The organism is Synechococcus sp. MW101C3 (assembly GCF_002252635.1).
In the GTDB taxonomy this organism is placed as follows: domain Bacteria; phylum Cyanobacteriota; class Cyanobacteriia; order PCC-6307; family Cyanobiaceae; genus MW101C3.
In genome coordinates this window covers 62,053-82,980 of record NZ_NQKX01000010.1, presented here as the reverse complement: position 1 = coordinate 82,980, position 20,928 = coordinate 62,053, and the positions used below count along the sequence as shown (strand labels likewise).

Below are 20,928 nucleotides of genomic sequence, written 5' to 3'. Positions count from 1 at the left end.
GGCGGACAGGAACGGGGAGTGCAGGGACGGGCGGGGGAGGTGACTCCATGGCCGAGGCCACCGAATCGAGGATGTGCTCAATCGAGCAGTTCGCCGGTCTTGGTGAGGCGGCGCTTCTTGGTGCCGTCGGCCTGGATGGCAATGGCGACACGGCTGGGAACGTTCTGGCTGGTGGAGAACACCATCACATTCGAAGCATGCACAGAGGCTTCTTCCGTGACGATCCGGCCGGTTTCTCCTTCCTGTGTGGGCTTCACGTGACGGGTGCGCAGGTTGATCCCCTGCACCACCACGCGATTCTCGTAAGGAAGGGTGCGCAGGACTTCACCGGTTTTTCCCTTGTCCTTGCCAGCGATCACCTTGACGGTGTCACCTTTGCGGATGCGCATCTTGACCCGCTTGGCGGGCCGTGGCTGGGGTGTTGCGGCGGCCATTTCAGATCACCTCCGGGGCGAGTGACACGATCTTGGTGAAGTTGCGCTCGCGCAGTTCACGGGCGACCGGACCGAACACACGCGTGCCCTTCGGGTTGTTGTCGTTGCCGAGGATCACGGCGGCGTTGTCGTCGAAGCGGATCGAGTTGCCCGTGTCGCGGCGCAGCGTGGCGCGGGTGCGCACCACCACAGCCTTGACGACGTCCGACTTCTTAACCCCCATGTTGGGCATGGCGTCTTTGACGGCAGCGACGATCACATCGCCGACGTGGGCATACCGGCGGTTGGTGCCCAGCACACGGATGCACTGGATGCGCTTGGCGCCGCTGTTGTCAGCGACATTGAGGAAGGTTTCCTGCTGAATCATGGTGTGACCTCCTCAGCTCGCGCCGGATGGGGTGAGAACTTCCGCCACCGCCCAGCGCTTGGTGCGGCTGAGGGGACGGGTTTCGGTGATGCGGACGCGATCACCGACCCGACAACGGTTGTCTTCGTCGTGGGCCTTGTAGCGGGTGGTGCGGCTGACAGTCTTTTGATAGATGGGATGGGGGAAGCGGTTCTCCACCGCGACCACCACCGTTTTTTCCATCTTGTCGCTGACGACGGTGCCGACCCTTTCCTTGAGTGCCATGGGGTGGTGGGGGATCAGGAGGCGGAGGGAGCGGAGCGTTGCCGCTCCTGCTGCACCGTCAACAGCTGAGCCAGCTTGGTGCGGCTCTGCTTGAACAGGTGCGGTTGCTCCAGCCGGCGGGTGGCCCGCTGGAAGCGAAGGTTGAACAGTTCACGGCGGCAACCGCCGATCTGTTCGACCAATTCGGCATCGGTGAGGGTTCGCACCTCGGCGATGGCAGGACGTGCCATGTTCAGGACTCCAGGGCGAGAGAGGGTTCGGGGGAAGCTTCCGGCTCCTGGTCGGCCAAGGCGAGGAACTTCGTCTTGACCGGCAGCTTGTACTGCGCCAGGCGCATGGCCTCCTTGGCGATGGCCGGGGTGATTTCAGGCCCGCCCATCTCAAAGAGAATCCGGCCGGGCTTGATCACCGCCACCCAGAATTCAGGGTTGCCTTTACCGGAACCCATACGGGTTTCGGCGGGGCGCATGGTGACCGGCTTGTCGGGGAAGATCCGGATCCAGATCTTTCCTCCCCGCTTGACATAGCGGGTCATCGCCCGACGACTGGCTTCGATCTGGCGAGAAGTGATCCAGCCACATTCCTGGGCCTGGAGGGCAAACTCACCGAAGGCAATCGTGTTGCCCCGGGTGGCGACGCCGCGCATGCGACCTCGCTGTTGTTTGCGGAATTTGACGCGTTTGGGACTCAGCATGGTTCAGGCCTCCTGATCACTCCTCGTTCGAGCGGTCTTCGAACTGTTGGGGCCGCCGGCTGCTCCGGCGCCTGGGTGCTCCACCAGCGGGCAGTTGCTCCTTCTGCCCAGGAAGCACCTCTCCTTTGAACACCCAGACCTTGATGCCCAGCACCCCGTAGGTGGTGGTGGCCACCTTGGTGGCGTAATCGATGTCGGCGCGCAGCGTGTGCAGGGGCACGCGGCCTTCGCGGGTCCATTCCGTCCGGGCGATTTCGGCGCCGTTGAGACGACCGCTCACCTGGATTTTCAGCCCGAGCACACCGGCCCGCTGGGCGCGCTGCACCGTCATCCGCATGACGCGGCGGAAGGCGACCCGCTTTTCCAGTTGCTGAGCGATGTATTCGGCCAGCAGGTAGGCGTCAGCGTCGACCCGCTCCACCTCAACGACATTGATGCGCACCTGGCGCTGGCGGTCGCCGAGCGTGGTCTGGATGCCGGCACGAAGCTCTTCGATGCCGCTGCCCTGGCGGCCGACCAGCACGCCGGGGCGTGCCGTTTTGAGCTCCACTTCGAGTTGATCGGCCTTGCGGGCGATCAGCACGTCGGAGATGCCGGCGCTGGCGTATTTCTTGTGGATGAAGCGACGAATCCGATCGTCTTCCTGGAGAAGAATCGGATAGGTCTTGCTGGGGGCATACCAGCGGGAGCGGTGGTCCTGGGTGATCCCCAGGCGCAATCCGGTTGGATGGATCTTGTGTCCCATCGGGCGGTGTCCTCGGGGGTCAGGCGGAAGTGGACGCCACAGCAATGCTGATGTGGCAGGTTTGTTTCTTGATCGCGTAAGCCCGCCCCTGGGCGCGGGGACGGAATCGCTTCAGGGAAGGACCCATGTCGGCGATCGCGGTGCTGATCACCAGGGAAGCGGGATCAAGACCAAGGTTGTGTTCCGCATTGGCGACCGCCGAACGGAGCACCTTGGTGATCGGTCCGGTGGAGCGGTAAGGCATGAACTCGAGCAGGATCAGCGCCTCGCGATAGGAGCGGCCGCGGATCTGGTCGAGCACCCGGCGCACCTTGGAAACGGATCCGCGGATGTAGCGGCCGTGGGCGCGGGCTTCTGAGCTGGGGGAAGGGTTGGCCATGGTGTGTCGCTCCTTAACGGGCACCTTTTTTGTCTTTGATGTGACCCCGGAAGGTGCGGGTGGGGGCGAATTCCCCCAGCTTGTGGCCCACCATCTGCTCGGTGACATACACCGGCACGTGGCTCTTGCCGTTGTGAACGGCAATCGTGTGGCCGATCATCATCGGCAGGATGGTGGAAGCCCGCGACCAGGTTTTGATCACGGTTTTGTCGCCAGCGCTGTTCTGCGCTTCGACCTTGCGCAGCAGGTGGTCGGCGACGAATGGTCCTTTTTTGAGTGAACGTCCCATGGCGGTTTAAGCAGACAGCAAAACAGTGTTGACCATCAGGAATCCCGTCCGCCACGGCTCCGTTTGGAGGTGCGGCGACGTTTCCGCAGGACAAACCGATTGCTGGGTTTGTTCCGCTTCCGGGTTTTGAGGCCCAGGGCCGGTTTGCCCCAGGGGGTGACCGGGCCGGAGCGGCCGATCGGTGCGCGGCCCTCACCACCACCGTGGGGGTGGTCGCAGGGGTTCATCACACTGCCGCGCACTTCGGGGCGACGCCCCAGCCAGCGCTTGCGACCGGCTTTGCCGAGGCTCGTGTTGCGAACTTCAGCGTTGCCCACTTCACCGAGGGTGGCGTAACACTCCCGGCGCACGAGACGAACCTCGGTGGACGGCAGCTTGAGGGCGACGTAATCACCTTCCTTGGCCATCACCTGGGCGCTGGCGCCGGCGGTGCGCACCATCTGGCCACCACGTCCGGCGTAGAGCTCGACGTTGTGGACAGCGGAGCCCAGAGGAATTGAGGAGAGCGGCAGGGCATTGCCGGTTTCAATCGGGGATCCGGGGCCGGACACCACCGTTTGACCGACTTCAATGCCTGCAGGAGCAAGGATGTAGCGCTTCTCACCATCGGTGTAGAAGAGCAGAGCCAGACGCGCGTTGCGGTGCGGGTCGTAGTGGATGGCGGCCACGCGGGCCTCCACGCCGTGCTTGTCGCGGCGGAAATCCACCAGGCGATAAAGGCGCTTGTGGCCACCGCCACGGTGGCGGCAGGTGATCACGCCCCGGTTGTTGCGGCCTTTGCGGCGGTGCTTGGCCACCACCAGGCTGCGTTCGGGCTTGCGCTCAGTGACTTCGCTGAAGTCGCTGGCGACCCGGGTGCGGGTGCCGGGGGTGTAGGGACGGTAGTTGCGGATTGCCATAACGATTCAGAACCCTCAGGCCTCGGGGAACAGCTGGATGGCATTGCCTGCGGCGAGCCGCACCACCGCCTTTTTCACCTGGGCGCGCTTGCCGGCGAAGCGTCCGACCCGCCGGGCACGGCGAGGAGGATTCATGGTGCTCACGCCGATGACGCGCACATCGAAGAGGTGCTCGACGGCGGCCTTGATGTCGGGCTTGGCAGCCCTGGGGTCCACCTCAAAGGTGTACTGGTTGAGTTCGAGCGCGCGGGTGGCTTTCTCGGTGATCAGCGGGCGCCGGATCACATCCGCCAGCCGGTTGGCGAAACGTTCAGTCATCTCCGTAGACCTCCTGGATCTTGGCGAGAGCTTCCTCGCTGAGCACCAGCTTCCTGGCGTTGAGCAAGTCGAAGACATTCAGCTGATCGGCGGCGATCAGTTTCACGTTTTCGAGGTTGCGGACCGACAGGCGGACCACATCGGTGGGGGCATCCAGCACCAGCAGCACCTTGGCGCCGGCGGGGATGTCCCAGCGCTGCAGAGCAGCGACGATTTCGCGGGTTTTCGGCTGCTCCAGCGCCGCGCCGAAGCCTTGCACCACCACCATGTCGGCGGCCCGGCTGATCAGGGCGGTGCGCAGCGCCAGGCGACGCTCCTTGCGGTTCATCGCCAGGCTGTAGGTGCGGGGCTTGGGCCCGAACACCACGCCGCCACCGGGGCGGAGCGGGGTGCGGATCGAGCCCTGGCGCGCACGACCCGTTCCTTTCTGTTTGTAGGGCTTGCGGCCGCCACCACGCACTTCGGCGCGGGTGAGGCTGCTGGCCGTGCCCTGGCGGGCGTGGGCGAGCTGGCGCACGACCGCGCGCTGCAGCAGGCCGCCGGCCGAGGCTTCCTTGGCGACCCTCAGATCAAGGCTGGCCTTGCCGGCTTCCTTGCCCTGCCAATCACGAACGACACAGTTGACCATGGCTGACATCCTCAGTTCGCGACCTTGTCACCGACCCGCCGAGCGGGTCGGATGTTGAGCAGGGCGCCGGGCTTGCCGGGCACCGAACCCTTCACCACCAGCAGGTTGCGCTCGACATCCACCTTGAGAATGACGAGACCCTTGGTGGTGATCTGCTTGCCGCCGTAGCGGCCTGCCATCCGTTTGCCGGGGTAGACCCGACCGGGGGTGGTGCCGGCGCCGGTGGATCCGGGTTCGCGGTGGTTCTTGGAACCGTGCGTCATCGGACCGCGGCTGAAGCCGTGGCGCTTCTGATAACCACTGAAACCGCGGCCGATCGTGTCACCGCTGACATCGACTTTCTGGCCGGGCTCGAAGCCTTCGACCGTGATCGTGCCACCGAGTTCGAGGCCTTCGACAGAATCGAGCCGGTACTCGGTGAGGTGCCGCAGGGGCTCACTGCCGGATTTGGCCAGGTGACCCGCAGCCGGGCGGTTGACGAGCTTCTCGCGAATGTCGCCAAAGCCGATCTGAGCGGCGGTGTAGCCGTCGGTGGCAGGGGTTTTGAGTTGGGTGATGCGGCAGGGGCCCGCCTCGATCACGGTGACCGGGATGGACTTGCCGTCGGGGGCGAAGAACTGGGACATGCCCAATTTCTTGCCGAGGATGCCGATGGACATGGGGGGAAGAACGCCAGCAGGACCACGGCCGAGACCATCCGGAGATGACGGGCCGCCTGGAGGCTGAATCGATGAACGCGCTGGATCCGCTTGACTGGATCCCGTGGAAACGGAGCATCCGGCCATGGCCTGACGGGCAGGCAGGGCCGGGGGCTAGCGGTGGGCGAAACAGCAGGCTGGGACTTTTCCGTCGGGCCGTAGCCGGAGGACGGCGAGTTTCCCGTCGGCGGTGAGGCAGCAGAGCTGCTCGTTGCCGAACTGGCCGGGAGGATCCACCGACAGCGGTGGACCCGCGCAAGGTTCCGGAGGCCCGGCTAGCGGACGGGCACAGAACACATGCACAAGAATCCACAGTACCGCATGGTCCGACCCCCTATTCCTGAAAGCGTCCTGCCAGACTGCCGCCGTTCCTGGCATTGCCCTCCATGCCGCTCCTTCTTACCGGCCGTCGCTTTCGGGAGGATCTGGAGAAGGCTGGTGCCCTGGCCCTCTATGCCCCCCTGGAAGGTGGTGCGGAGACACGGCTGATGCGGCGTCTGCGCGCCGCCGGCTACCGCGCACAAATGACTTCAGCCCGCGGCCTCGGTGATCCCGAAGTGTTCCTGCTCCAGTCGCATGGCATCCGTCCGCCCCACCTTGGCCACCACAGCGTTGGCAATGCCGCTGCCGTCGGTGACGTCCAACAGGTGATGCCCCAGCTCGGCCCCCTGCTGGAAGGCACCAAACCGATCCTGCTCTGGCTGCTGGAAGCCCAGGTGCTCTCCGCCGCAGAGCTCTCGGCCCTGTGCGGGCTCACCCAGAGGGAGCCGCGCCTGCGCATCGTGGCGGAAATGGGTGGCTCGAGGTCGCTGCGCTGGCATCCGCTCGATCAGTGCGTTGCCGCCTGAGCAGGCGCTGCGCTCCGGCCGCTGGGTCAAGTTGATCTGCGGCGCCAGCAACCAGGATCTGGCTGCGATCGTCGATCTCTGCGGCATCTACACCCTGGCGGGTGTTCAGGCGATCGATGTGGCTGCCGATCCCGCTGTGGTGGTGGCAGCGCGGCGCGGCATCGCCTGGGGTCTGGAGCGCTCCGCTGGCGGCTGTCCCCCCTGGCTGATGCTGAGCCTCAGCGATGGCGCCGACCCCCATTTCCGCAAGGCCCACTTCGATCCGGAGCGTTGTCCGCCGTCCTGCCCCCGACCCTGCGCGCGGGTGTGCCCGGCCCTGGCCATCGGCGAGAGCGGCGGTGTGATCGACGAGCGCTGCTATGGCTGCGGCCGCTGCCTGCCGGCCTGCCCCCTCGGCCTGATCGCGGCCAGGGAGCATGCGCTGCCGGCGGAGGCTGTGACCCCTCTGCTGGAAGCGCTGCGGCCGGATGCGGTGGAGATTCACACCCAGCCGGGCCGAGGCGCCGCTTTCGCTCAGCGTCTCGACCAGGTGGTGGCTGCGCGACTGCCCCTGCAGCGCCTGTCGGTGAGTTGCGGCTGGGAAGCGCCCTCCAACGGCCGCAGGCAGGCGGTGGCTGACGGCGTGGACGGTTCAGGTGCGGAATCTGCAGGCATGGAACGTCCAGGGGTGGAGGGTCTGGCGGCGGAGCTCTGGCAGCGGTTCGCGCGCCTTAGAGCGGCGGGGTTGCGGCCCCTCTGGCAGCTCGATGGCCGGCCGATGAGCGGCGATGTGGGGGACGGCACGGCCCATGCCGCGGTGCGGCTGCTGGCGGCGCTGCGGCCCTGGGCACCACCGGGGCCCCTGCAACTGGCGGGTGGCACCAACGGCCACACCCTGGAGCTGCTGCGTCGTCTGGCGGGCTCGGCGGCGGAGGCGCGGCGCCTCAGCGCCGGTGTGGCCTTCGGTGGAATGGCCCGCCGTCAGCTGCAGCCGCTGCTGGTGGAGGCCGAGCGACGGGGCACACGGCTGCTTGACGATGCGGACCTCTGGACCGAGGCGCTGGCAAGGGCCCGGGCGCTGGTCGGCCCGTGGCTGGCTTCCTGATGGCTAGAACGGCAGTCCTGGAGTGATGGGTCATGCAAGCTCCCGACGCTGCCCCCCTCGCCCTGGCTCACGCCGGCGCCCCTGAGGTCGCCCTTTCGCCGCAACGGGTGACCGACGATCTCGAAGCGCTGCTGGCGGTGCTGCCGGAGCGGGTGCGCGAGGCCTTCGCCGCCGCGGAGAGCCGCGACCAGCTGCTCGAGGTGGTGCTGGATCTTGGTCGTTGTCCTGAGGCCCGCTACCCCGGGCGCGCCATTGCCCTCACCGATCAGCCGATCGACCGCTCGGACCTGGCGGCCGTGGTGGAACGGCTCGGCCATTTCGGCGGCGACAACCGGGCGGGCATCGAGCGCACCCTGCACCGCATCAGCGCCATCCGCAACCGCACCGGCGATGTGGTGGGTCTCACCTGCCGGGTGGGCCGCGCTGTGTACGGCACGGTGGCGATGGTGCGGGATCTGCTGGATTCCGGTCAGTCGCTGCTGCTGATGGGGCGTCCCGGTGTCGGCAAGACCACGGCCCTGCGGGAGATTGCCCGTGTGCTGGCGGACGACCTGGAACGCCGCGTGGTGGTGATCGACACGAGCAACGAGATCGCCGGCGACGGTGACATTCCCCACCCCGCCATCGGCCGGGCCCGCCGCATGCAGGTGGCGCGCCCCGAGCTGCAGCATCAGGTGATGATCGAGGCGGTGGAGAACCACATGCCGGAAGTCATCGTGATCGATGAGATCGGCACGTTGCTGGAGGCTCAGGCGGCCCGCACGATCGCCGAACGGGGGGTGCAGCTGGTGGCCACGGCCCACGGCAATGAGTTGGCCAACCTGATCAAGAACCCCACCCTCTGCGACCTGATCGGCGGCATTCAGTCGGTCACGCTCGGTGATGAGGAAGCGCGGCGGCGCGGCTCCCAGAAGACCGTGCTGGAGCGCTGTGCCGACCCCACCTTCCCGCTGGCGGTGGAGATGCACAGCCGCAGCCGTTGGCTGGTGCACCGTGACGTGGCCCGCACGGTGGATTTCCAGCTTCGGGGGCAGCCTGCCCGCCCCCAGGTGCGCGAATGCGATGCTTCCGGCCGCGTGCGGCTCGAAGACGCGGCCACTCCTCCGGCCCCACCCCGCTTGACGCGCGCAGAGCCACCAGCGCCACGCCGCGAGCTACGGCGGCCGGATCCGGCCCCGCCCCTGGCGCCGGTGCCTCTGCCCGACCCATCCATGCCCGCGCCGCACCGGCGCCCAGCGGTGGAGCCGGCAGCGACGACCCTGCGCCTGTTCAGCTGCGGCATCAGCGCTGCGCTGCTGGATCAGGCGGTGCGCAGCCGCCGCTATGCCGTTGAGCAGGTTGTTGATCTGGAGCAGGCGGATGCGGTGCTCACCGTGCGCAACCAGCTGGGCCAGGACCCGGAGGTGCGGCGGCAGGCCCAGCTCCACGGCGTGCCGATCCTGGTGATCAAGTCCGACAGCCTGCATCAGATCCAGCGAGGTCTCGAGCGGCTGCTGCGGCGGCGCCAGCCGGATGGGGTGGCGCCGCTGCAGGTACTGCCGGACGACGCCTACGGCGCCATGGAGGAATGCCGTCTGGCTGTGGAACAGGTGGTGGTGCCCCGCGGCTGCCCGGTGGAGTTGCTGCCCCGCAGCGCCCGCGTCCGCCAGATTCAGGCGGAGCAGGTGCGCCGCTATGGATTGCGCTGTGCCGAGTTCGGCAGCGGCGGGGAGCTGCGGTTGCGTGTGTTCCCGCGCTGAGCGCTGCCATCAGCTGCCGTGATCCCTGTCAGCACAGCGGGAGATTGACGAAGGACGGCTCGCTGTGGGTAACTATCTGGATCCCGGGCGTCGGGTGTTCCACTGCGTTGGCGGCCTGCGGGCCCTCTTCCCCGGACCACCCCACAACTGCGCGTTGGGCCGTCGCCAAGTGGTAAGGCAGCGGGTTTTGGTCCCGCCATTCCTAGGTTCGAATCCTAGCGGCCCAGTTCTGACACTCCTTTGAGCTCCCCTGTGTCCTCCAGCCCCCTGCTGGTGTTCGATTTTGACGGGGTGCTGGTCGACGGCATGGCCGAGTACTGGTGGAGCGCCCGCCGGGCTGCTCTGCGGCTGCGCCCCGACCTTCACCTGCCCGTGTCGGCGCCGCCCGGCTTTGCCCAGCTGCGGCCCCTGATCCACAAGGGCTGGGAGATGGTGCTGCTGGCCGCTGAGCTGGGCCGCGACGACCATCGGCTCAGCGACACCCTGGCTGACTACGGCGGTGCTCTGGACCGTGCTCTGGAGCGCTGGGAGTGGCATCCCTCCCAGCTGCAGGAGGTGCTGGAGCTCGTGCGCCGCGAGGCCATCGCCACCGACCGCAGCGCCTGGCTTGCACTGCACCGCCCCTACCTCGGCGTGCCGGAGCGGCTGCGGGCCCTGCGCGGCGAGGCGGCCGATTGGGCGGTGCTGACCACCAAGGGGGCGGCCTTCGCCGCTGAGCTGCTTTCTGCCGAGGGCCTTGAGCCCTGGCAGCTGTTCGGTCATGAGCAGGGGCCGAAGCCGGAGGTTCTGCTCCAGTTGCGGTCGCTGAACAGGCCGATCTGGTTCATCGAAGACAGGCGCCCCACCCTGGAGCAGGTGCGGGCCACGCCAGGATTGACCTCCGTGCGCTGCTTTCTGGTGTCGTGGGGGTACGTGCGCGCGGCTGATCTGACCGGCCTGCCGCCGGGCATCGCCCTGCTCCGCCCGGAGCGGTTCGCGGCCCCCTTGGCGACCTGGCCCTGATCCGCTAGCGTACGCCTGTACTAATTCCTGTCCGGCGCGCCGGCCTGATACGTCCACCCGATTCGGTGGCACCTGTGCCTTTGAGGCCGCAGGATGTCCCGCTTCGGACGTCTCGATCAGCGGCCTGTTCTCTCACCCACCGTTGACCATGCCTGCCGACCCCAAGAGCACCGACCTCAGGGCCGCTCATCCCCGCTCCGCCGCCGCCGGATCGTCGGCCGCTGCCCTCGGTTCCGCCGCCGCCGCCCGCGACAAGGCCCTTGACCTCGTACTCGGTCAGATCGAGCGCAACTTCGGCAAGGGTTCGATCATGCGCCTCGGGGATGCTTCCCGCATGCGGGTCGAAACCGTTTCCACCGGCGCGCTCACTCTTGATCTTGCCCTCGGTGGCGGCTATCCCAAGGGCCGGGTGGTGGAGATCTACGGTCCCGAGAGTTCGGGGAAAACCACGCTCACGCTGCATGCGATCGCCGAAGCCCAGCGCCGTGGTGGCGTGGCGGCCTTCGTCGACGCCGAGCATGCCCTGGATCCGGTCTATGCGGCGGCCCTCGGGGTCGATGTGGAGAACCTGCTGGTCTCCCAGCCGGACACCGGCGAAATGGCGCTCGAGATCGTGGATCAGCTGGTGCGTTCTGCGGCCGTCGACATCGTTGTGGTCGACTCGGTGGCGGCGCTCACCCCACGGGCGGAGATCGAAGGGGAGATGGGCGACCTGGCGGTGGGCAGTCAGGCCCGTCTGATGAGTCAGGCCATGCGCAAGATCACCGGCAACATCGGCAAATCCGGCTGCACGGTGATTTTCCTGAACCAGTTGCGGCAAAAGATCGGGGTGACCTACGGCAACCCGGAAACCACCACGGGAGGCAACGCGCTCAAGTTCTATGCCTCGGTTCGCCTCGACATCCGCCGCATTCAGACCCTCAAGCGTGGCACCGAGGAGTACGGCATCCGGGCCAAGGTGAAGGTGGCGAAGAACAAAGTGGCGCCCCCCTTCCGCATCGCTGAGTTCGACATTCTCTTTGGCCGCGGCATCAGCACCCTGGGCTGTCTGCTGGATCTGGCCGAGGAAACGGCCGTGGTGGTCCGCAAGGGTGCCTGGTACAGCTACGAGGGCGACAACATCGGCCAGGGGCGCGACAACACCATCACCTGGTTGGAGCAGAACCCCACCCAGAAGGAGGCGATCGAAGCGATCGTGCGCCGCAAGCTCACCGAAGGCGCCGATGTGACGGCCAATTCCGTCAAGCCCCTGGCGGCGGCGGCGGCAAAGCTGGCTGCGGCTGAGGCTGAGGCCGACGACGGCTCCGACGCGGATGACGCCGTGGAGGTGGCTGGTCTGGCTGCGCGCTGAGGGCAGGCCGCAGGCCCAGCCCCACCATTCCAGCCGTATCAGCGGGGCGGGGGATTGAAAGGGTGATTCGGGCATCGACAGAGAGCCCGGATCGCCCCAGCGTGGTGCGGAAATCCAGGTGAAGTCTCGACGGCAACGAGAGCCAGCTGCGGCCAGCCATCGGCCTGAAAGCTGGCCGCAGCTGGAACGCTCCCTCCGATTCCCAGCCAGCTGTCCAGCTCACCGGTCCAGTGCTGAGGCGTCCTGCGCCTCAGCACTGGGCTCAATTCAGCCTTCCGAAGAACCAGCCTTCCGGTCAGTACACGAGCAGCTCAGCAGCTCAGAAGTTGAGCAGAGGCGTACACCCGTGGGTCGACTGTCCCCAGAACGCCAGGGACTCACCCGCTCAGCCGAGCTGGTCACCCCACCAATTCCTCGAGGGGTTGGGACGTTGCGCTGATCAGCACAGCCTGCCGTTGGTCCGCAGTCTTTATGGCGTTGCCGTCGGCGGGAACCTGTTGCAGGAACGCGGTCACCCGTTGCAGTTCCTGGATCGCATCGGCCCCGTCCAGCCGTACCAGCTCGTGACCATTGCGCGATTCCACCCAGCTGATGCCGCAGTCAGACACCAGAAAGCGGATGGTGTGGGTATCCCCCAGGTCTGCGACGAAGGAAGCGCCTTGCCGCTCCTGGCCGTCTCCGCAGACGTAGCAGGTAGCCACCAGCCCTTTGCGCTGCAGGCTGCTGGCAAGAGCCTGAAGGCTCATGACGAGATCCTGAGCCAGCGAGCGGTATTGCTCAGCCAGACGGGTAAACATCACGCGGAACCGTTGGTCCGCCCGATCATAAGGTTTTCTTCCGATTGTTGCGACCGTTCATAGTGGCGCGTCAGCAGGCGGTGACGTCTGTGGCGCTCAGCAGGAGCGCCTGCGGCGGCCAGGGGGTGGATGTCAGGGCGATGTCTCAGGGGGTGTCGGACAGTTGCCACCAGCCGGCGGCCGGGCCGATGAAGCGCACGACCACCCAGAAGAGGACCAGTGAGCCAATGCCGACCCAGGCGCCGCGGGTGGTGAGCTTCACGAAGCGATCGGCCTGGTCGCGCGTGAGCGGAAACCATTCCACCAGGCGTGGTGAAGCGTCCTTGGCTGCGGATGGCTTGGCCTTCTGGCGTGGTGGCAGACCCTGTTGCGCCCTCCGCCTTGCTTCACCCATGACCGTTCTGCTCCCACTGCGGTGCAGCGTAGAGGTGGCCACCGGGCGTATCTGCAGCTGGCGGCTCAGCCCGGGAGCAGGCGATTCAGGGCCACCCAGGGTTCCAGGGCGCGCAACACCTGCCGCCCCCAGCTGCGGCTGCGGACCCGGCCATCCAGCACAGCCAGTCGCCCCGCCCCTCCGCGCCTGAGGCTGGCCAGGCCGCGCTGCAGTCGATCAAGCGCTTCGGGCAGCAGCAGTTCGCGGAACCAGTCGCGTCCCTGCTGGCGCAGCCGCATCACCCGGGCGGCGGTGAGCGGGTCTTCCAGGCTGGCGATCGGCAGTGGACCGACCACCACCTGGCAGGGCACCGGCAATCGCTCCTGATGCTCCAGCCACCAGCTCCAGCCGCAGCAGATCACACCATTGCTCTCCGGGGCTGTGTCCTGATGGCACACCCGCGTGCCGAACTCGGCCGCCAGCGCCGCCGCCAGCGGCAGGCGCAGGCCAGCCTCATCGACGAGCACGATCGTCAGACCAGCCTGGCCCAGCACCAGACGGCGGCAGTGATCGAGCAGATGCTCGCCGTACTGGGGGCTGTTGGGCAGGGGCTGGCGCAGGGGCGCGTAGAGCGGCAAAGGGTCGGAAAGGAGCGGATCGGCCAGATCCACCCGCACCTGGGGGGTGAACCCCGCCAGCTGCACAGGCGCTCCGCGCTGGCCCACCAGCACCAGGGCCCGGCCATCCAGCAGTCCCTGCATCACCTCCAGCGGTTCGAGCGGCACCCGGTGGAGGTCCCACTGCAGCAGCTGGCGGTCCACGGTGGCCCAGCTCGTCCAGCCCGGGCCGCTGGCCGCCATCCACTCGGGCCATGGACGCGGCAGCGGCCCCAGCAGCGACAGCAACTGCCGCAGGGGCGCTTCGTCTTCGGGCGGCAGGGGCACTTGGGCCGAGGGGGTGCCCGGGTGGCTGAGGATCCGGCGGCCGAGCCGCTGGTGCAGCTCCAGCAGGCTCGCGTCCGCCGCCGGCAGGCTGAGGCGGATCTGGTCCCAATGCTGAGGAGCGAGCTGCTGATCCAGCGCCGTGCGCAGCCGTGCTTCGAGGATCTCCTCCTCGGGAATCACCAGGTGGCGATCTCCAAGGGTGCCGCTCTGCCAGGCCTTCACCAACTGCTGATGGTTCATCAGCCAGAGGGTGCTGTCGCGGGGCGGTGTCTCCCCTTCCCAGCACGGCAGCGTGAGCCCGGCGGCCCGCAGCCGGGGCAGCTCGACCTGCAGCAAGCGCCGGCGCATCGGCTCGCTCACCACCAGCACCAGCGGTGCCGTTGCCAGGGCCATCGGCACGAGCAGGGCTACCAGCCAGCCCGGATCGCTGCCAGGCGCAAGCTGCAGGCAGCAGTGATCGCCGCGCCGCAGGCTGCGCCCCACCACCCGGCTGAGCGTGAGGTGATGCGGCCAGCCCACGCCACCCTCCTGCCGCAGGAGTTGCTTGAGTTGCTGGTGGGCGCGGGCTTCCAACATCCGCGAATCGTAGGAAGCTGCTCCGAGTGGACCGTGGCAGCCATGACAGCCCAGACGATGCACCCCGACGGCACGGCCGGAGTGGTGGGGCTGGTGGGGCTGGGCCTGATCGGCGGCTCCCTCGGCCTCGATCTGCGTGCCCGCGGCTGGGATGTGCGCGGGCTTGTACGGCGGGAGAGCACGGCGGAGCGGGCTCGCCAGCGTGGACTGGCTGGCCGGGTCAGCACCGATCCCTCCGTGCTGGCGGGCTGCCGGCTCGTGGTGCTGGCGCTGCCGCTCGATCAGCTGCTGGCGCCGGACCCGGCGTTGCTGGCTGCCCTGCCGCCGGACGCGGTGATCACCGATGTGGGCTCGGTCAAGGCACCCGTGCTGCGCACCTGGCAGGGGATCGTGCCCCGTTTCGTTGCCAGCCACCCGATGGCCGGCACCGCGGAGGCCGGGGTGGAAGCGGGGGTGCGCCACCTGTTCCGCGGTCGCCCCTGGGTGGTGACGCCCACGCCAGACACCGACCCGGCAGCTCTGGAGCTCGTGCGCACCCTCTCGGAAGCCGTGGAGGCCCGATGGCTGCTGTGCGACCCCCAGGCCCACGACCGCGCCGTGGCGCTGATTTCCCACCTGCCGGTGCTGGTGGGTGCCGCCCTGCTGCAGGCGGCGGATCGGGGCGCCGTGGCGGCACCGGCCCCTGGCGATGGGCAAGCCGGCTACGAGCAGGTGGACACTGAGGCCAGGGCGCTGGTGCGTGCGCTGGCCTCCAGTGGCTTTGCCGACACCACACGTGTGGGGGGCGGCAACCCGGAACTGGGTGCCCTGATGGCCCGTTGCAACCGGGAGCAGCTCCTGGCGGCCCTGGCCTCCTACCGGCGATCACTCGATCAGTTGGAGGGGTTGCTGCAGCAGGAGCGCTGGGCCGATCTGCGCGAGGCACTGGCGGCCGGCCAGCGCCTGCGGCCGGAGTTCCTCTAGGCAGCGATCCCCCGCCGAGCCAGCAGTTGCCGGCTCACCATCTGCGCCGACAGGCTCACGCCCGCGGTGCCTTCGCCGGGGTAGATGGCATCGCCGCAGAGCCAGAAGCCAGGCAGGGGTGTGCGGCTGGCCAGCCCGAAGGGGCCGAAACGGGAGGGATGCTGGCCCAGGCCGCCCACGAAGCCGAAGGGCCGCCCGGTCCAGCGGGCGAAGCTGCGTGGTGTGGACAGTTCCGCGTGGCGGTAGTGCGCCGGCGTGAGACCGAGCAACCGATTCAGCCCTGCCTGGAGGCCCGCCATCGCCGTCTGTTTGCGGGAGTGGTAGGCGGCTTCGTCGCCCTCGAACCAGGGCCGGGCCGGAGTGAACACGCTGGCGATCACGGTGGCCTCCCCCGCCGGCGCCCGGCCATCCCCCTCCCGGCTCACCGACACGAACAGGGAGCCAGGGTCGGCCCAGTCGAGCTGCAGATGAGCGGGGCAGTCGGCGGGCAGGGCGCTGCGCTCCACGGCCGCGTACAGCACCAGCGCACCGCTGGGATCCTCCAGGTGCCGCAGCCGCGCTCCGTAACCGGCCGGCAGGGCATCCCCTGGCAACAGATCCGGCAACGACTGGGGGGGAAGGCTGCAGACCAGTTCACGGGCGAGCAGCTGCCAGCTGCTCCCGCCTGGCCCTGTGCCATGCACCCTCCAGCCGCTGCCGTGCTGCCGCAGCTCGCTCGCCCGGTGCCGCAAGCGCAGGCTGCCGCCGGCGCGGGCCAGCCCCAGCTCCAGCGCATCGCTCAAGGCCTGCATCGAGGGCGCCAGGTGGAACAGGCCCAGAGGCTCCTGTGCCATCGCCAGCACGCTGGCGCCGTAGAGCGCGGCAGTGCGGTGGGCCGGCTCCTGGGAATAGAGACGCAGCTGCAGATCGAGAAAGCGCCGCAGCCGCGCGTCGTTGGCGCAGCCCGTGAGCCTCAGCAGATCGGCGATCGTGCTTCCCACCAGCACACCGCTGGCCAGGTTGGCGGGGCGCAGGGCCCCCAGCAGCTGGCCCAGGTCCCAGAGGCTGCGGGGGGGCAGTACCGGTTCCCGTCCAGCGAAGCCCCAGTTGGCCTGGTGGATGGCTGCGCACAGGCTCCAGAAGCGCTCCGAGCCCGGGAAATGCCGCTGCCGTTCCTGCCGCCAGCGCTCGGGATCACGCCAGAGCCGCACCGCCGGCTGGCCATCGGCCAGATCCACGACGCAACCGGGGTCCAAAGGGGTGGCTGCCGGCGCCTCCACGCCCAGCTGCTCGAAGATCCGCGCGTGAATGCCGCCCGGCTCCAGGCCGGCCACCTGGGTGGCCCCCACATCGAACACATAGCCCCGGCGGCGGAAGGTGCCGGCGCAGCCGCCGCTCTGGTGATGGGCTTCCAGCAGCTGCACGTCCAGGCCCTGGCGCGCCAGCAGGGCCGCTGCCGTGAGGCCGGCGATTCCGGCGCCGAGCACGGCCACGTCGCACTGGCCTTTGGCCGCATCGGCTTGCGCGCCCACCTTCGCTGCCCCGCCACAGAATTGCAGGCATGCTGGCAATGCTGACGGGGCGGCCGTGACGGACGATTCGCTGGCGGCCTGGGTGCGGCAGCACCTGCAGGCGCCACTGCTCTCCCGCCAGCCGGTGGGCGGTGGCTGCATCCACCGGGCCTGGCAGCTGCAGCTTGCCGATGGCCGCCGCTTCTTCGCCAAAACCAACGGCGCGACAGCGTTGCCCCTGCTTCAGGCCGAAGCGGACGGTCTCAAGGCCCTTGCGGCCGCCGCCGGCGCCGACCTGGTGGTGCCGCAACCGCTGCACTGCGCCGTGGTGGAGGGGGAAGCGGTGCTGTTGCTGCCGTGGCTGACGCTGGCCCATGGCGGCAGCTCCCAGGCCTGGAGTGATTTCGGTGCTGCCCTCGCCTGCCTGCACCGGCGCAGCGCCGCTGGCCCGTCGTTGCGTTTCGGCTGGCCGCACGACAACTTCATCGGCTCGAACCCCCAGCGCAACGGTTGGGGGGATCACTGGGGTCGCTTCTTCGCAGAGCGGCGTCTGGGCGTGCAGCTGGAGCTGGCGGCGGCGAAGGGAAAACAGCTACCGGGCAGCCAGCAACTGCTGGCAGACCTGCCCGGCTGGCTCGACGACCACGGCCCTGATCCCTGCCTCGTGCACGGGGATCTGTGGAGCGGAAATGCGGCGCTGCTGCAAGATTCGTCGCTGCCGGCTCTGTTTGATCCGGCCGTCTACCGCGGCGACAGGGAAGTGGACCTGGCCATGGCGCGGTTGTTCGGAGGCTTTCCGGCGGACTTCTTCCTGGGCTATGGGCGTGAATGGCCGTTGCCGCCGGGCGAAGCGCGCCGGCGGCTTGTCTACGACCTGTACCACCTGCTCAATCACGCCAACCTGTTCGGTGGCGGTTACTGGCGACAGGCGCAGGCGTTGATTGACCGGTTGCTCTAGGCCTCAGCCCAGATACTCCTGGCGCAGGCTGCGCAGGCGCTCCACCACGGCGGAGCGCTTTTCGCTGGTGGTGAGGTTCTTCCAGCTCCAGCTGCCCACCACCACCAAACCGAGCAGTTCGAGCAGGCCGGGAACCACAGGCAGCAGGTTGATCGTGTCGAGGACTCCCTTGATCAGGATCTGGGCCACGATCACGGCCAGCAGGATGCCGAGCGCCTTGCCCGCCTTGCCGGCCTGATTCCAGTCCACCTGCTCGAGGGTCTGGTTCACCTTGGTGAGGATCTCGCCGTAACGGGCGTTGAAGCTCGCTCCAGCGTCGGAGCTCTCAGAAGCGGGCACATGGCTGGTCGGTTGCACGTCCTGCTCGGTGATTGTTTCGTTCATTGAATGAGCGGGGTGCGGTGACGGCCCATAACGTATCGGCATGGGTGGCTCTTGGCCAGAACAGCTGGTGATCGATCGGCGCGCCCTGACGGTGCTGGAGGCGATCGTGCGGGCGGCCCACCCTCAGGAGGGCTGCGCTCTGTTGATCGGCCCGATTCCGACAGGCCACGCAGACCACCGCTGGCGGATCACCACGGCGTGGCCGTGCCTGAATGTGTGGGAACCGGAACCGGAGCGTCATCGGCGTTTCGCCCTCGATCCGCGCGAGCAGCTGCAGGCACAGAAGTGGGCGCGCAGCCGTGGCCTCTCGGTGATCGGCGCCGCGCACAGCCATCCCACCAGCGCGGCGGTGCCTTCGGCGCTGGATCTGGAGCTGGCGATGCCCCCCACCGTGCTGCTGATCGCCTCAGGCCTGCACCAGGAGTTGCGGGGCTGGTGGCTGACGGAGACCGGCGATGGCAGGGCGGCCGAGCCGCTGCCGCTGGCTTCGGAGGATGAGGCAAGGCCCGGGGGTTTGGGAGACTGAGGCATGTGCCGCCCAAGCGGCTGTTCTGGCCACCGGCCTTCTGCCCATGCTTCCTCCCGACACCAGCGGCGTCCAGCTCACACCTGATGAGGTGGCCCGCTTCTCACGCCACCTGATCCTGCCCGAGGTGGGCATGGAGGGACAGAAGCGCCTGAAGGCCTCCTCGGTGCTCTGCGTAGGCACGGGTGGCCTTGGTTCTCCCCTTCTGCTCTATCTGGCCGCCGCCGGCGTCGGTCGCCTCGGCATCGTCGATTTCGACGTGGTGGATAGCAGCAACCTGCAGCGCCAGGTGATTCACGGCACCAGCTGGGTGGGCAAGCCGAAGATCGAATCGGCGCGGCATCGCATCCACGAGATCAATCCCCACTGCCAGGTTGATCTCTACGAAACGGCGCTCACCAGCGAAAACGCGCTCGAGATCATCGCCCCCTACGACGTGATCTGCGATGGCACCGATAACTTCCCCACCCGTTATCTGGTGAACGACGCCTGCGTGCTGCTCGACAAGCCCAATGTCTACGGCTCGATCTTCCGCTTCGAGGGCCAGGCCACGGTGTTCAACTATCAGGGCGGGCCCAACTACCGAGATCTGTTCCCCGAACCGCCGCCGCCGGGCATGGTGCCGTCCTGCGCCGAAGGCGGGGTGGTGGGCGTGCTTCCCGGCATCATCGGCATGATCCAGGCCACCGAAGCGGTGAAGATCATCGTGGGCATCGGCACCACGCTCAGCGGTCGCCTGATGCTGTTCGATGCCCTGAAGATGACCTTCCGCGAACTGAAGCTGCGCCCCAGCCCTGAGCGTCCGGTGATCGACAAACTGATCGATTATCAGGAGTTCTGTGGTGTCGGTGGCTCGGCACCCGGCCAGGAGGAAGCGGGCAGTGTGCCCTCCGTGAGCGTGCAGGAGCTCAAAGCCCTGCTCGACAGCCAGCCCACCGATGTGGTGCTGCTCGATGTGCGCAACCCGCCGGAGGCGGAGATCGCGGTGATGCCTGGTGGCGTGCTCGTTCCCCTCGATCAGATCGAAAGCGGGCAGGCGATCGAGCAGGTGCGCGAGTTGGCCGCAGGCAAGCGCCTTTATGTGCACTGCAAGCTCGGCGGCCGCTCGGCCAAGGCCCTGATCGCGCTCAAACGGCATGGCATCGAGGGGGTCAACGTGACGGGAGGCATCAAGGCCTGGAGCGAGGAGGTCGATCCTTCCGTTCCGCTCTACTGACCCCCGCATGCCCCCAGTGGCAAGGGCGGCACTGACGGAGCACGAGCGTGACGGCCGGCGACAGGAGGAACGGCGTCTGCTGCTCCTTGAACAGCAGTTCGTTCCCTTCCTCCTGCTGACCCTGCTGCCGGTGTTTCTCATGCCGGTGGCCACGATCCGCGGGGTGGGCTTCGCCCGCTTCCTGCTGCCGGTGATGGTGTCGCTGCTGGTGCTCCAGTCGATCCGGCTTCTGCCGGCGATCCGGCCGTCCTCGTCGGAGCTGCTGCGCGTTCAGCTCTACCGGCTGCTCGGACTGTTGGCGGCGCTCGGCACCTGGGTGCCGTTGCTGGTTGGGGGCTGGCCAAACCAGCAGCTGAGGGTGGTGGCGCTGCTGATGCTCACGGTGTTCTTCCTCACCACAACGGTGCGGTTCGTCCTGGTGCTGGCCCGGGTGCCGCGTGTGAACCTGAAGGTGCTGGCCGGCGCGGCGGCGGGCTATGTGCATCTTGGCCTCACCGGTGGAATCCTGGCCACGGCCATTCAGGTGATTCACCCGGGCAGCTTCAACCTGGGCGTAGAAGCCCACAACGACTTCCTGCTCGACCGACTCACCTATTTCAGCTTTGTGACCCTCGGCGGCCTGGGCTATGGCGATGTGTTGCCCAGCAACCCCCTCGGCGAACGGCTGGCCATTCTGCTGAGCCTCAGCAGCACGTTGTATGTGTCTCTGTTGATGGGCCTGTTGCTCGGCCGCTTCATCGCCAACCGGGAGGTGGATCTGATCGAAGAGGAAATCGAGGAGGGGCGCCTGCCGCTGCCGCTCGATGTCGACAGAAGCCGAAAGGAATGAGCGAACGTGCGTTTGCTTTTGCTGTTGCTTGTGCGGGAGTCGGTGCGTTCAGGCGTCTGAGCGAAAATCAATAAAACAGGATGGAGCAAATTGGGTGAAGTCTGAGTGCGCAAGCCAGGCATGCACAAGCCAG

The 20,928-nt window shown here is 67.7% G+C and carries 27 protein-coding genes and 1 tRNA gene; 11 read left to right on the top strand and 17 right to left on the bottom strand.

Going from position 1 to position 20,928, the window contains the following annotated elements:
• Positions 1 to 77: 77 nt before the first annotated feature.
• Genes rplX through rplC form a run of 12 tightly spaced genes read right to left on the bottom strand, consistent with a single transcriptional unit; the run spans position 78 to position 5,676 of the window.
• Positions 78 to 434, bottom strand: coding sequence for a 50S ribosomal protein L24 (gene rplX, locus CJZ80_RS13405; RefSeq protein ID WP_094514269.1), 357 nt, complete (start codon positions 432 to 434; stop codon positions 78 to 80).
• A 1-nt stretch (position 435) separates the two neighbouring features.
• Complete coding sequence (gene rplN / locus CJZ80_RS13400) at positions 436 to 801, bottom strand: 50S ribosomal protein L14 (RefSeq protein ID WP_094514267.1); 366 nt, start codon at positions 799 to 801, stop codon at positions 436 to 438.
• Positions 802 to 813: 12 nt separating this feature from the next.
• Complete coding sequence (rpsQ, locus tag CJZ80_RS13395; RefSeq protein WP_094514265.1) at positions 814 to 1,065, bottom strand: 30S ribosomal protein S17; 252 nt, start codon at positions 1,063 to 1,065, stop codon at positions 814 to 816.
• A 14-nt stretch (positions 1,066 to 1,079) separates the two neighbouring features.
• Positions 1,080 to 1,295 (bottom strand): 50S ribosomal protein L29, encoded by a 216-nt coding sequence (gene rpmC, locus CJZ80_RS13390; protein WP_094514264.1) that lies wholly within the window; start codon positions 1,293 to 1,295, stop codon positions 1,080 to 1,082.
• A 2-nt stretch (positions 1,296 to 1,297) separates the two neighbouring features.
• Positions 1,298 to 1,759, bottom strand: coding sequence for a 50S ribosomal protein L16 (rplP, locus tag CJZ80_RS13385; RefSeq protein WP_094514261.1), 462 nt, complete (start codon positions 1,757 to 1,759; stop codon positions 1,298 to 1,300).
• 16 nt (positions 1,760 to 1,775) lie between these two features.
• Complete coding sequence (rpsC, locus tag CJZ80_RS13380) at positions 1,776 to 2,504, bottom strand: 30S ribosomal protein S3 (protein WP_094514258.1); 729 nt, start codon at positions 2,502 to 2,504, stop codon at positions 1,776 to 1,778.
• A gap of 19 nt (positions 2,505 to 2,523) precedes the next feature.
• The gene (rplV, locus tag CJZ80_RS13375) at positions 2,524 to 2,883 is read right to left on the bottom strand and encodes a 50S ribosomal protein L22 (protein WP_094514255.1); all 360 of its coding nucleotides are present in this window, start codon (positions 2,881 to 2,883) and stop codon (positions 2,524 to 2,526) included.
• A gap of 13 nt (positions 2,884 to 2,896) precedes the next feature.
• Positions 2,897 to 3,172 carry a 30S ribosomal protein S19 gene (gene rpsS / locus CJZ80_RS13370; protein WP_006173352.1) on the bottom strand — a complete coding sequence of 92 codons (276 nt, stop codon included), beginning with the start codon at positions 3,170 to 3,172 and terminating at the stop codon, positions 2,897 to 2,899.
• A 35-nt stretch (positions 3,173 to 3,207) separates the two neighbouring features.
• The gene (gene rplB / locus CJZ80_RS13365) at positions 3,208 to 4,071 is read right to left on the bottom strand and encodes a 50S ribosomal protein L2 (protein ID WP_094514251.1); all 864 of its coding nucleotides are present in this window, start codon (positions 4,069 to 4,071) and stop codon (positions 3,208 to 3,210) included.
• A 15-nt stretch (positions 4,072 to 4,086) separates the two neighbouring features.
• Entirely contained in the window at positions 4,087 to 4,389 is a 303-nt protein-coding gene (locus tag CJZ80_RS13360; RefSeq protein ID WP_094514247.1) for a 50S ribosomal protein L23, read from the bottom strand.
• Positions 4,382 to 5,017: a 50S ribosomal protein L4 gene (rplD, locus tag CJZ80_RS13355; protein ID WP_094514242.1), complete on the bottom strand. Its 636-nt coding sequence runs from the start codon at positions 5,015 to 5,017 to the stop codon at positions 4,382 to 4,384. The genes CJZ80_RS13360 and rplD overlap by 8 nt, the downstream gene beginning before the upstream one ends.
• A gap of 11 nt (positions 5,018 to 5,028) precedes the next feature.
• A complete protein-coding gene (rplC, locus tag CJZ80_RS13350) occupies positions 5,029 to 5,676 on the bottom strand; it encodes a 50S ribosomal protein L3 (protein ID WP_094514239.1) in 648 nt (215 codons plus the stop codon).
• A gap of 425 nt (positions 5,677 to 6,101) precedes the next feature.
• Between rplC and CJZ80_RS13345 the strand changes: the two genes are divergently transcribed.
• The 6 genes from CJZ80_RS13345 (at position 6,102) to recA (ending at position 11,739) form a co-directional block, all read left to right on the top strand.
• Positions 6,102 to 6,563: an NAD(P)H-quinone oxidoreductase subunit N gene (locus tag CJZ80_RS13345; RefSeq protein ID WP_094514235.1), complete on the top strand. Its 462-nt coding sequence runs from the start codon at positions 6,102 to 6,104 to the stop codon at positions 6,561 to 6,563.
• On the top strand, positions 6,511 to 7,647 hold the full coding sequence (locus CJZ80_RS13340; protein WP_233133107.1) for an LdpA C-terminal domain-containing domain: 1,137 nt from the start codon (positions 6,511 to 6,513) through the stop codon (positions 7,645 to 7,647). The genes CJZ80_RS13345 and CJZ80_RS13340 overlap by 53 nt, the downstream gene beginning before the upstream one ends.
• 32 nt (positions 7,648 to 7,679) lie before the next feature.
• The gene (locus tag CJZ80_RS13335; RefSeq protein ID WP_094514226.1) at positions 7,680 to 9,386 is read left to right on the top strand and encodes an AAA family ATPase; all 1,707 of its coding nucleotides are present in this window, start codon (positions 7,680 to 7,682) and stop codon (positions 9,384 to 9,386) included.
• A gap of 155 nt (positions 9,387 to 9,541) precedes the next feature.
• Positions 9,542 to 9,613, top strand: a tRNA-Gln gene (locus CJZ80_RS13330).
• Between the two features lie 25 nt (positions 9,614 to 9,638).
• Entirely contained in the window at positions 9,639 to 10,388 is a 750-nt protein-coding gene (locus CJZ80_RS13325; protein ID WP_094514417.1) for an HAD family hydrolase, read from the top strand.
• Positions 10,389 to 10,536: 148 nt separating this feature from the next.
• Positions 10,537 to 11,739, top strand: coding sequence for a recombinase RecA (recA, locus tag CJZ80_RS13320; RefSeq protein ID WP_094514224.1), 1,203 nt, complete (start codon positions 10,537 to 10,539; stop codon positions 11,737 to 11,739).
• Between the two features lie 398 nt (positions 11,740 to 12,137).
• Here recA and CJZ80_RS13315 read toward each other — a convergent pair whose 3' ends face one another.
• From CJZ80_RS13315 to CJZ80_RS13305, 3 genes are all read right to left on the bottom strand, one after another.
• Positions 12,138 to 12,536, bottom strand: a complete 399-nt coding sequence (locus CJZ80_RS13315) for a DUF1815 family protein (RefSeq protein ID WP_094514218.1) — start codon at positions 12,534 to 12,536, stop codon at positions 12,138 to 12,140.
• Positions 12,537 to 12,681: 145 nt separating this feature from the next.
• Positions 12,682 to 12,930: a DUF2839 domain-containing protein gene (locus CJZ80_RS13310; protein WP_094514216.1), complete on the bottom strand. Its 249-nt coding sequence runs from the start codon at positions 12,928 to 12,930 to the stop codon at positions 12,682 to 12,684.
• A 65-nt stretch (positions 12,931 to 12,995) separates the two neighbouring features.
• Positions 12,996 to 14,429 (bottom strand): helicase, encoded by a 1,434-nt coding sequence (locus tag CJZ80_RS13305; protein ID WP_094514214.1) that lies wholly within the window; start codon positions 14,427 to 14,429, stop codon positions 12,996 to 12,998.
• Positions 14,430 to 14,471: 42 nt separating this feature from the next.
• On the opposite strand from CJZ80_RS13305, the gene CJZ80_RS13300 reads away from it, so the two are divergent.
• A complete protein-coding gene (locus CJZ80_RS13300; protein WP_233133106.1) occupies positions 14,472 to 15,392 on the top strand; it encodes a prephenate/arogenate dehydrogenase in 921 nt (306 codons plus the stop codon).
• On the opposite strand, the gene crtD is transcribed toward CJZ80_RS13300, so the two are convergent.
• The gene (gene crtD, locus CJZ80_RS13295) at positions 15,389 to 16,903 is read right to left on the bottom strand and encodes a C-3',4' desaturase CrtD (RefSeq protein ID WP_233133104.1); all 1,515 of its coding nucleotides are present in this window, start codon (positions 16,901 to 16,903) and stop codon (positions 15,389 to 15,391) included. The two genes, CJZ80_RS13300 and crtD, sit on opposite strands and share 4 nt — an antisense overlap.
• A gap of 55 nt (positions 16,904 to 16,958) precedes the next feature.
• Between crtD and CJZ80_RS13290 the strand changes: the two genes are divergently transcribed.
• Complete coding sequence (locus tag CJZ80_RS13290) at positions 16,959 to 17,840, top strand: fructosamine kinase family protein (protein WP_094514411.1); 882 nt, start codon at positions 16,959 to 16,961, stop codon at positions 17,838 to 17,840.
• Between the two features lie 3 nt (positions 17,841 to 17,843).
• Here CJZ80_RS13290 and CJZ80_RS13285 read toward each other — a convergent pair whose 3' ends face one another.
• Positions 17,844 to 18,224, bottom strand: a complete 381-nt coding sequence (locus tag CJZ80_RS13285) for a CAAD domain-containing protein (protein WP_094514210.1) — start codon at positions 18,222 to 18,224, stop codon at positions 17,844 to 17,846.
• Positions 18,225 to 18,264: 40 nt separating this feature from the next.
• Here CJZ80_RS13285 and CJZ80_RS13280 point away from each other — a divergent pair, with 40 nt between their 5' ends.
• Genes CJZ80_RS13280 through CJZ80_RS13270 form a run of 3 tightly spaced genes read left to right on the top strand, consistent with a single transcriptional unit; the run spans position 18,265 to position 20,795 of the window.
• Entirely contained in the window at positions 18,265 to 18,750 is a 486-nt protein-coding gene (locus tag CJZ80_RS13280) for a M67 family metallopeptidase (protein ID WP_094514207.1), read from the top strand.
• A gap of 46 nt (positions 18,751 to 18,796) precedes the next feature.
• On the top strand, positions 18,797 to 19,966 hold the full coding sequence (gene moeB / locus CJZ80_RS13275; RefSeq protein WP_094514206.1) for a molybdopterin-synthase adenylyltransferase MoeB: 1,170 nt from the start codon (positions 18,797 to 18,799) through the stop codon (positions 19,964 to 19,966).
• 7 nt (positions 19,967 to 19,973) lie between these two features.
• On the top strand, positions 19,974 to 20,795 hold the full coding sequence (locus CJZ80_RS13270) for a potassium channel family protein (protein WP_094514204.1): 822 nt from the start codon (positions 19,974 to 19,976) through the stop codon (positions 20,793 to 20,795).
• Positions 20,796 to 20,928: the final 133 nt, after the last annotated feature.

Coding starts and splice junctions, on each gene's coding strand:
- CJZ80_RS13280 (WP_094514207.1), top strand. CDS start 18,265: ATGGGTGGCTCTTGGCCAGAACAGCTGGTGATCGATCGGCGCGCCCTG.
- rpmC (WP_094514264.1), bottom strand. CDS start 1,295: ATGGCACGTCCTGCCATCGCCGAGGTGCGAACCCTCACCGATGCCGAA.
- CJZ80_RS13360 (WP_094514247.1), bottom strand. CDS start 4,389: ATGACTGAACGTTTCGCCAACCGGCTGGCGGATGTGATCCGGCGCCCG.
- rpsQ (WP_094514265.1), bottom strand. CDS start 1,065: ATGGCACTCAAGGAAAGGGTCGGCACCGTCGTCAGCGACAAGATGGAA.
- rpsS (WP_006173352.1), bottom strand. CDS start 3,172: ATGGGACGTTCACTCAAAAAAGGACCATTCGTCGCCGACCACCTGCTG.
- rplX (WP_094514269.1), bottom strand. CDS start 434: ATGGCCGCCGCAACACCCCAGCCACGGCCCGCCAAGCGGGTCAAGATG.
- CJZ80_RS13305 (WP_094514214.1), bottom strand. CDS start 14,429: ATGTTGGAAGCCCGCGCCCACCAGCAACTCAAGCAACTCCTGCGGCAG.
- rpsC (WP_094514258.1), bottom strand. CDS start 2,504: ATGGGACACAAGATCCATCCAACCGGATTGCGCCTGGGGATCACCCAG.
- CJZ80_RS13315 (WP_094514218.1), bottom strand. CDS start 12,536: ATGTTTACCCGTCTGGCTGAGCAATACCGCTCGCTGGCTCAGGATCTC.
- recA (WP_094514224.1), top strand. CDS start 10,537: ATGCCTGCCGACCCCAAGAGCACCGACCTCAGGGCCGCTCATCCCCGC.
- rplV (WP_094514255.1), bottom strand. CDS start 2,883: ATGGCCAACCCTTCCCCCAGCTCAGAAGCCCGCGCCCACGGCCGCTAC.
- moeB (WP_094514206.1), top strand. CDS start 18,797: ATGCTTCCTCCCGACACCAGCGGCGTCCAGCTCACACCTGATGAGGTG.
- CJZ80_RS13345 (WP_094514235.1), top strand. CDS start 6,102: ATGCCGCTCCTTCTTACCGGCCGTCGCTTTCGGGAGGATCTGGAGAAG.
- rplC (WP_094514239.1), bottom strand. CDS start 5,676: ATGTCCATCGGCATCCTCGGCAAGAAATTGGGCATGTCCCAGTTCTTC.
- CJZ80_RS13310 (WP_094514216.1), bottom strand. CDS start 12,930: ATGGGTGAAGCAAGGCGGAGGGCGCAACAGGGTCTGCCACCACGCCAG.
- CJZ80_RS13285 (WP_094514210.1), bottom strand. CDS start 18,224: ATGAACGAAACAATCACCGAGCAGGACGTGCAACCGACCAGCCATGTG.
- rplP (WP_094514261.1), bottom strand. CDS start 1,759: ATGCTGAGTCCCAAACGCGTCAAATTCCGCAAACAACAGCGAGGTCGC.
- CJZ80_RS13270 (WP_094514204.1), top strand. CDS start 19,974: ATGCCCCCAGTGGCAAGGGCGGCACTGACGGAGCACGAGCGTGACGGC.
- rplD (WP_094514242.1), bottom strand. CDS start 5,017: ATGGTCAACTGTGTCGTTCGTGATTGGCAGGGCAAGGAAGCCGGCAAG.
- CJZ80_RS13300 (WP_233133106.1), top strand. CDS start 14,472: ATGACAGCCCAGACGATGCACCCCGACGGCACGGCCGGAGTGGTGGGG.
- rplN (WP_094514267.1), bottom strand. CDS start 801: ATGATTCAGCAGGAAACCTTCCTCAATGTCGCTGACAACAGCGGCGCC.
- rplB (WP_094514251.1), bottom strand. CDS start 4,071: ATGGCAATCCGCAACTACCGTCCCTACACCCCCGGCACCCGCACCCGG.
- CJZ80_RS13335 (WP_094514226.1), top strand. CDS start 7,680: ATGCAAGCTCCCGACGCTGCCCCCCTCGCCCTGGCTCACGCCGGCGCC.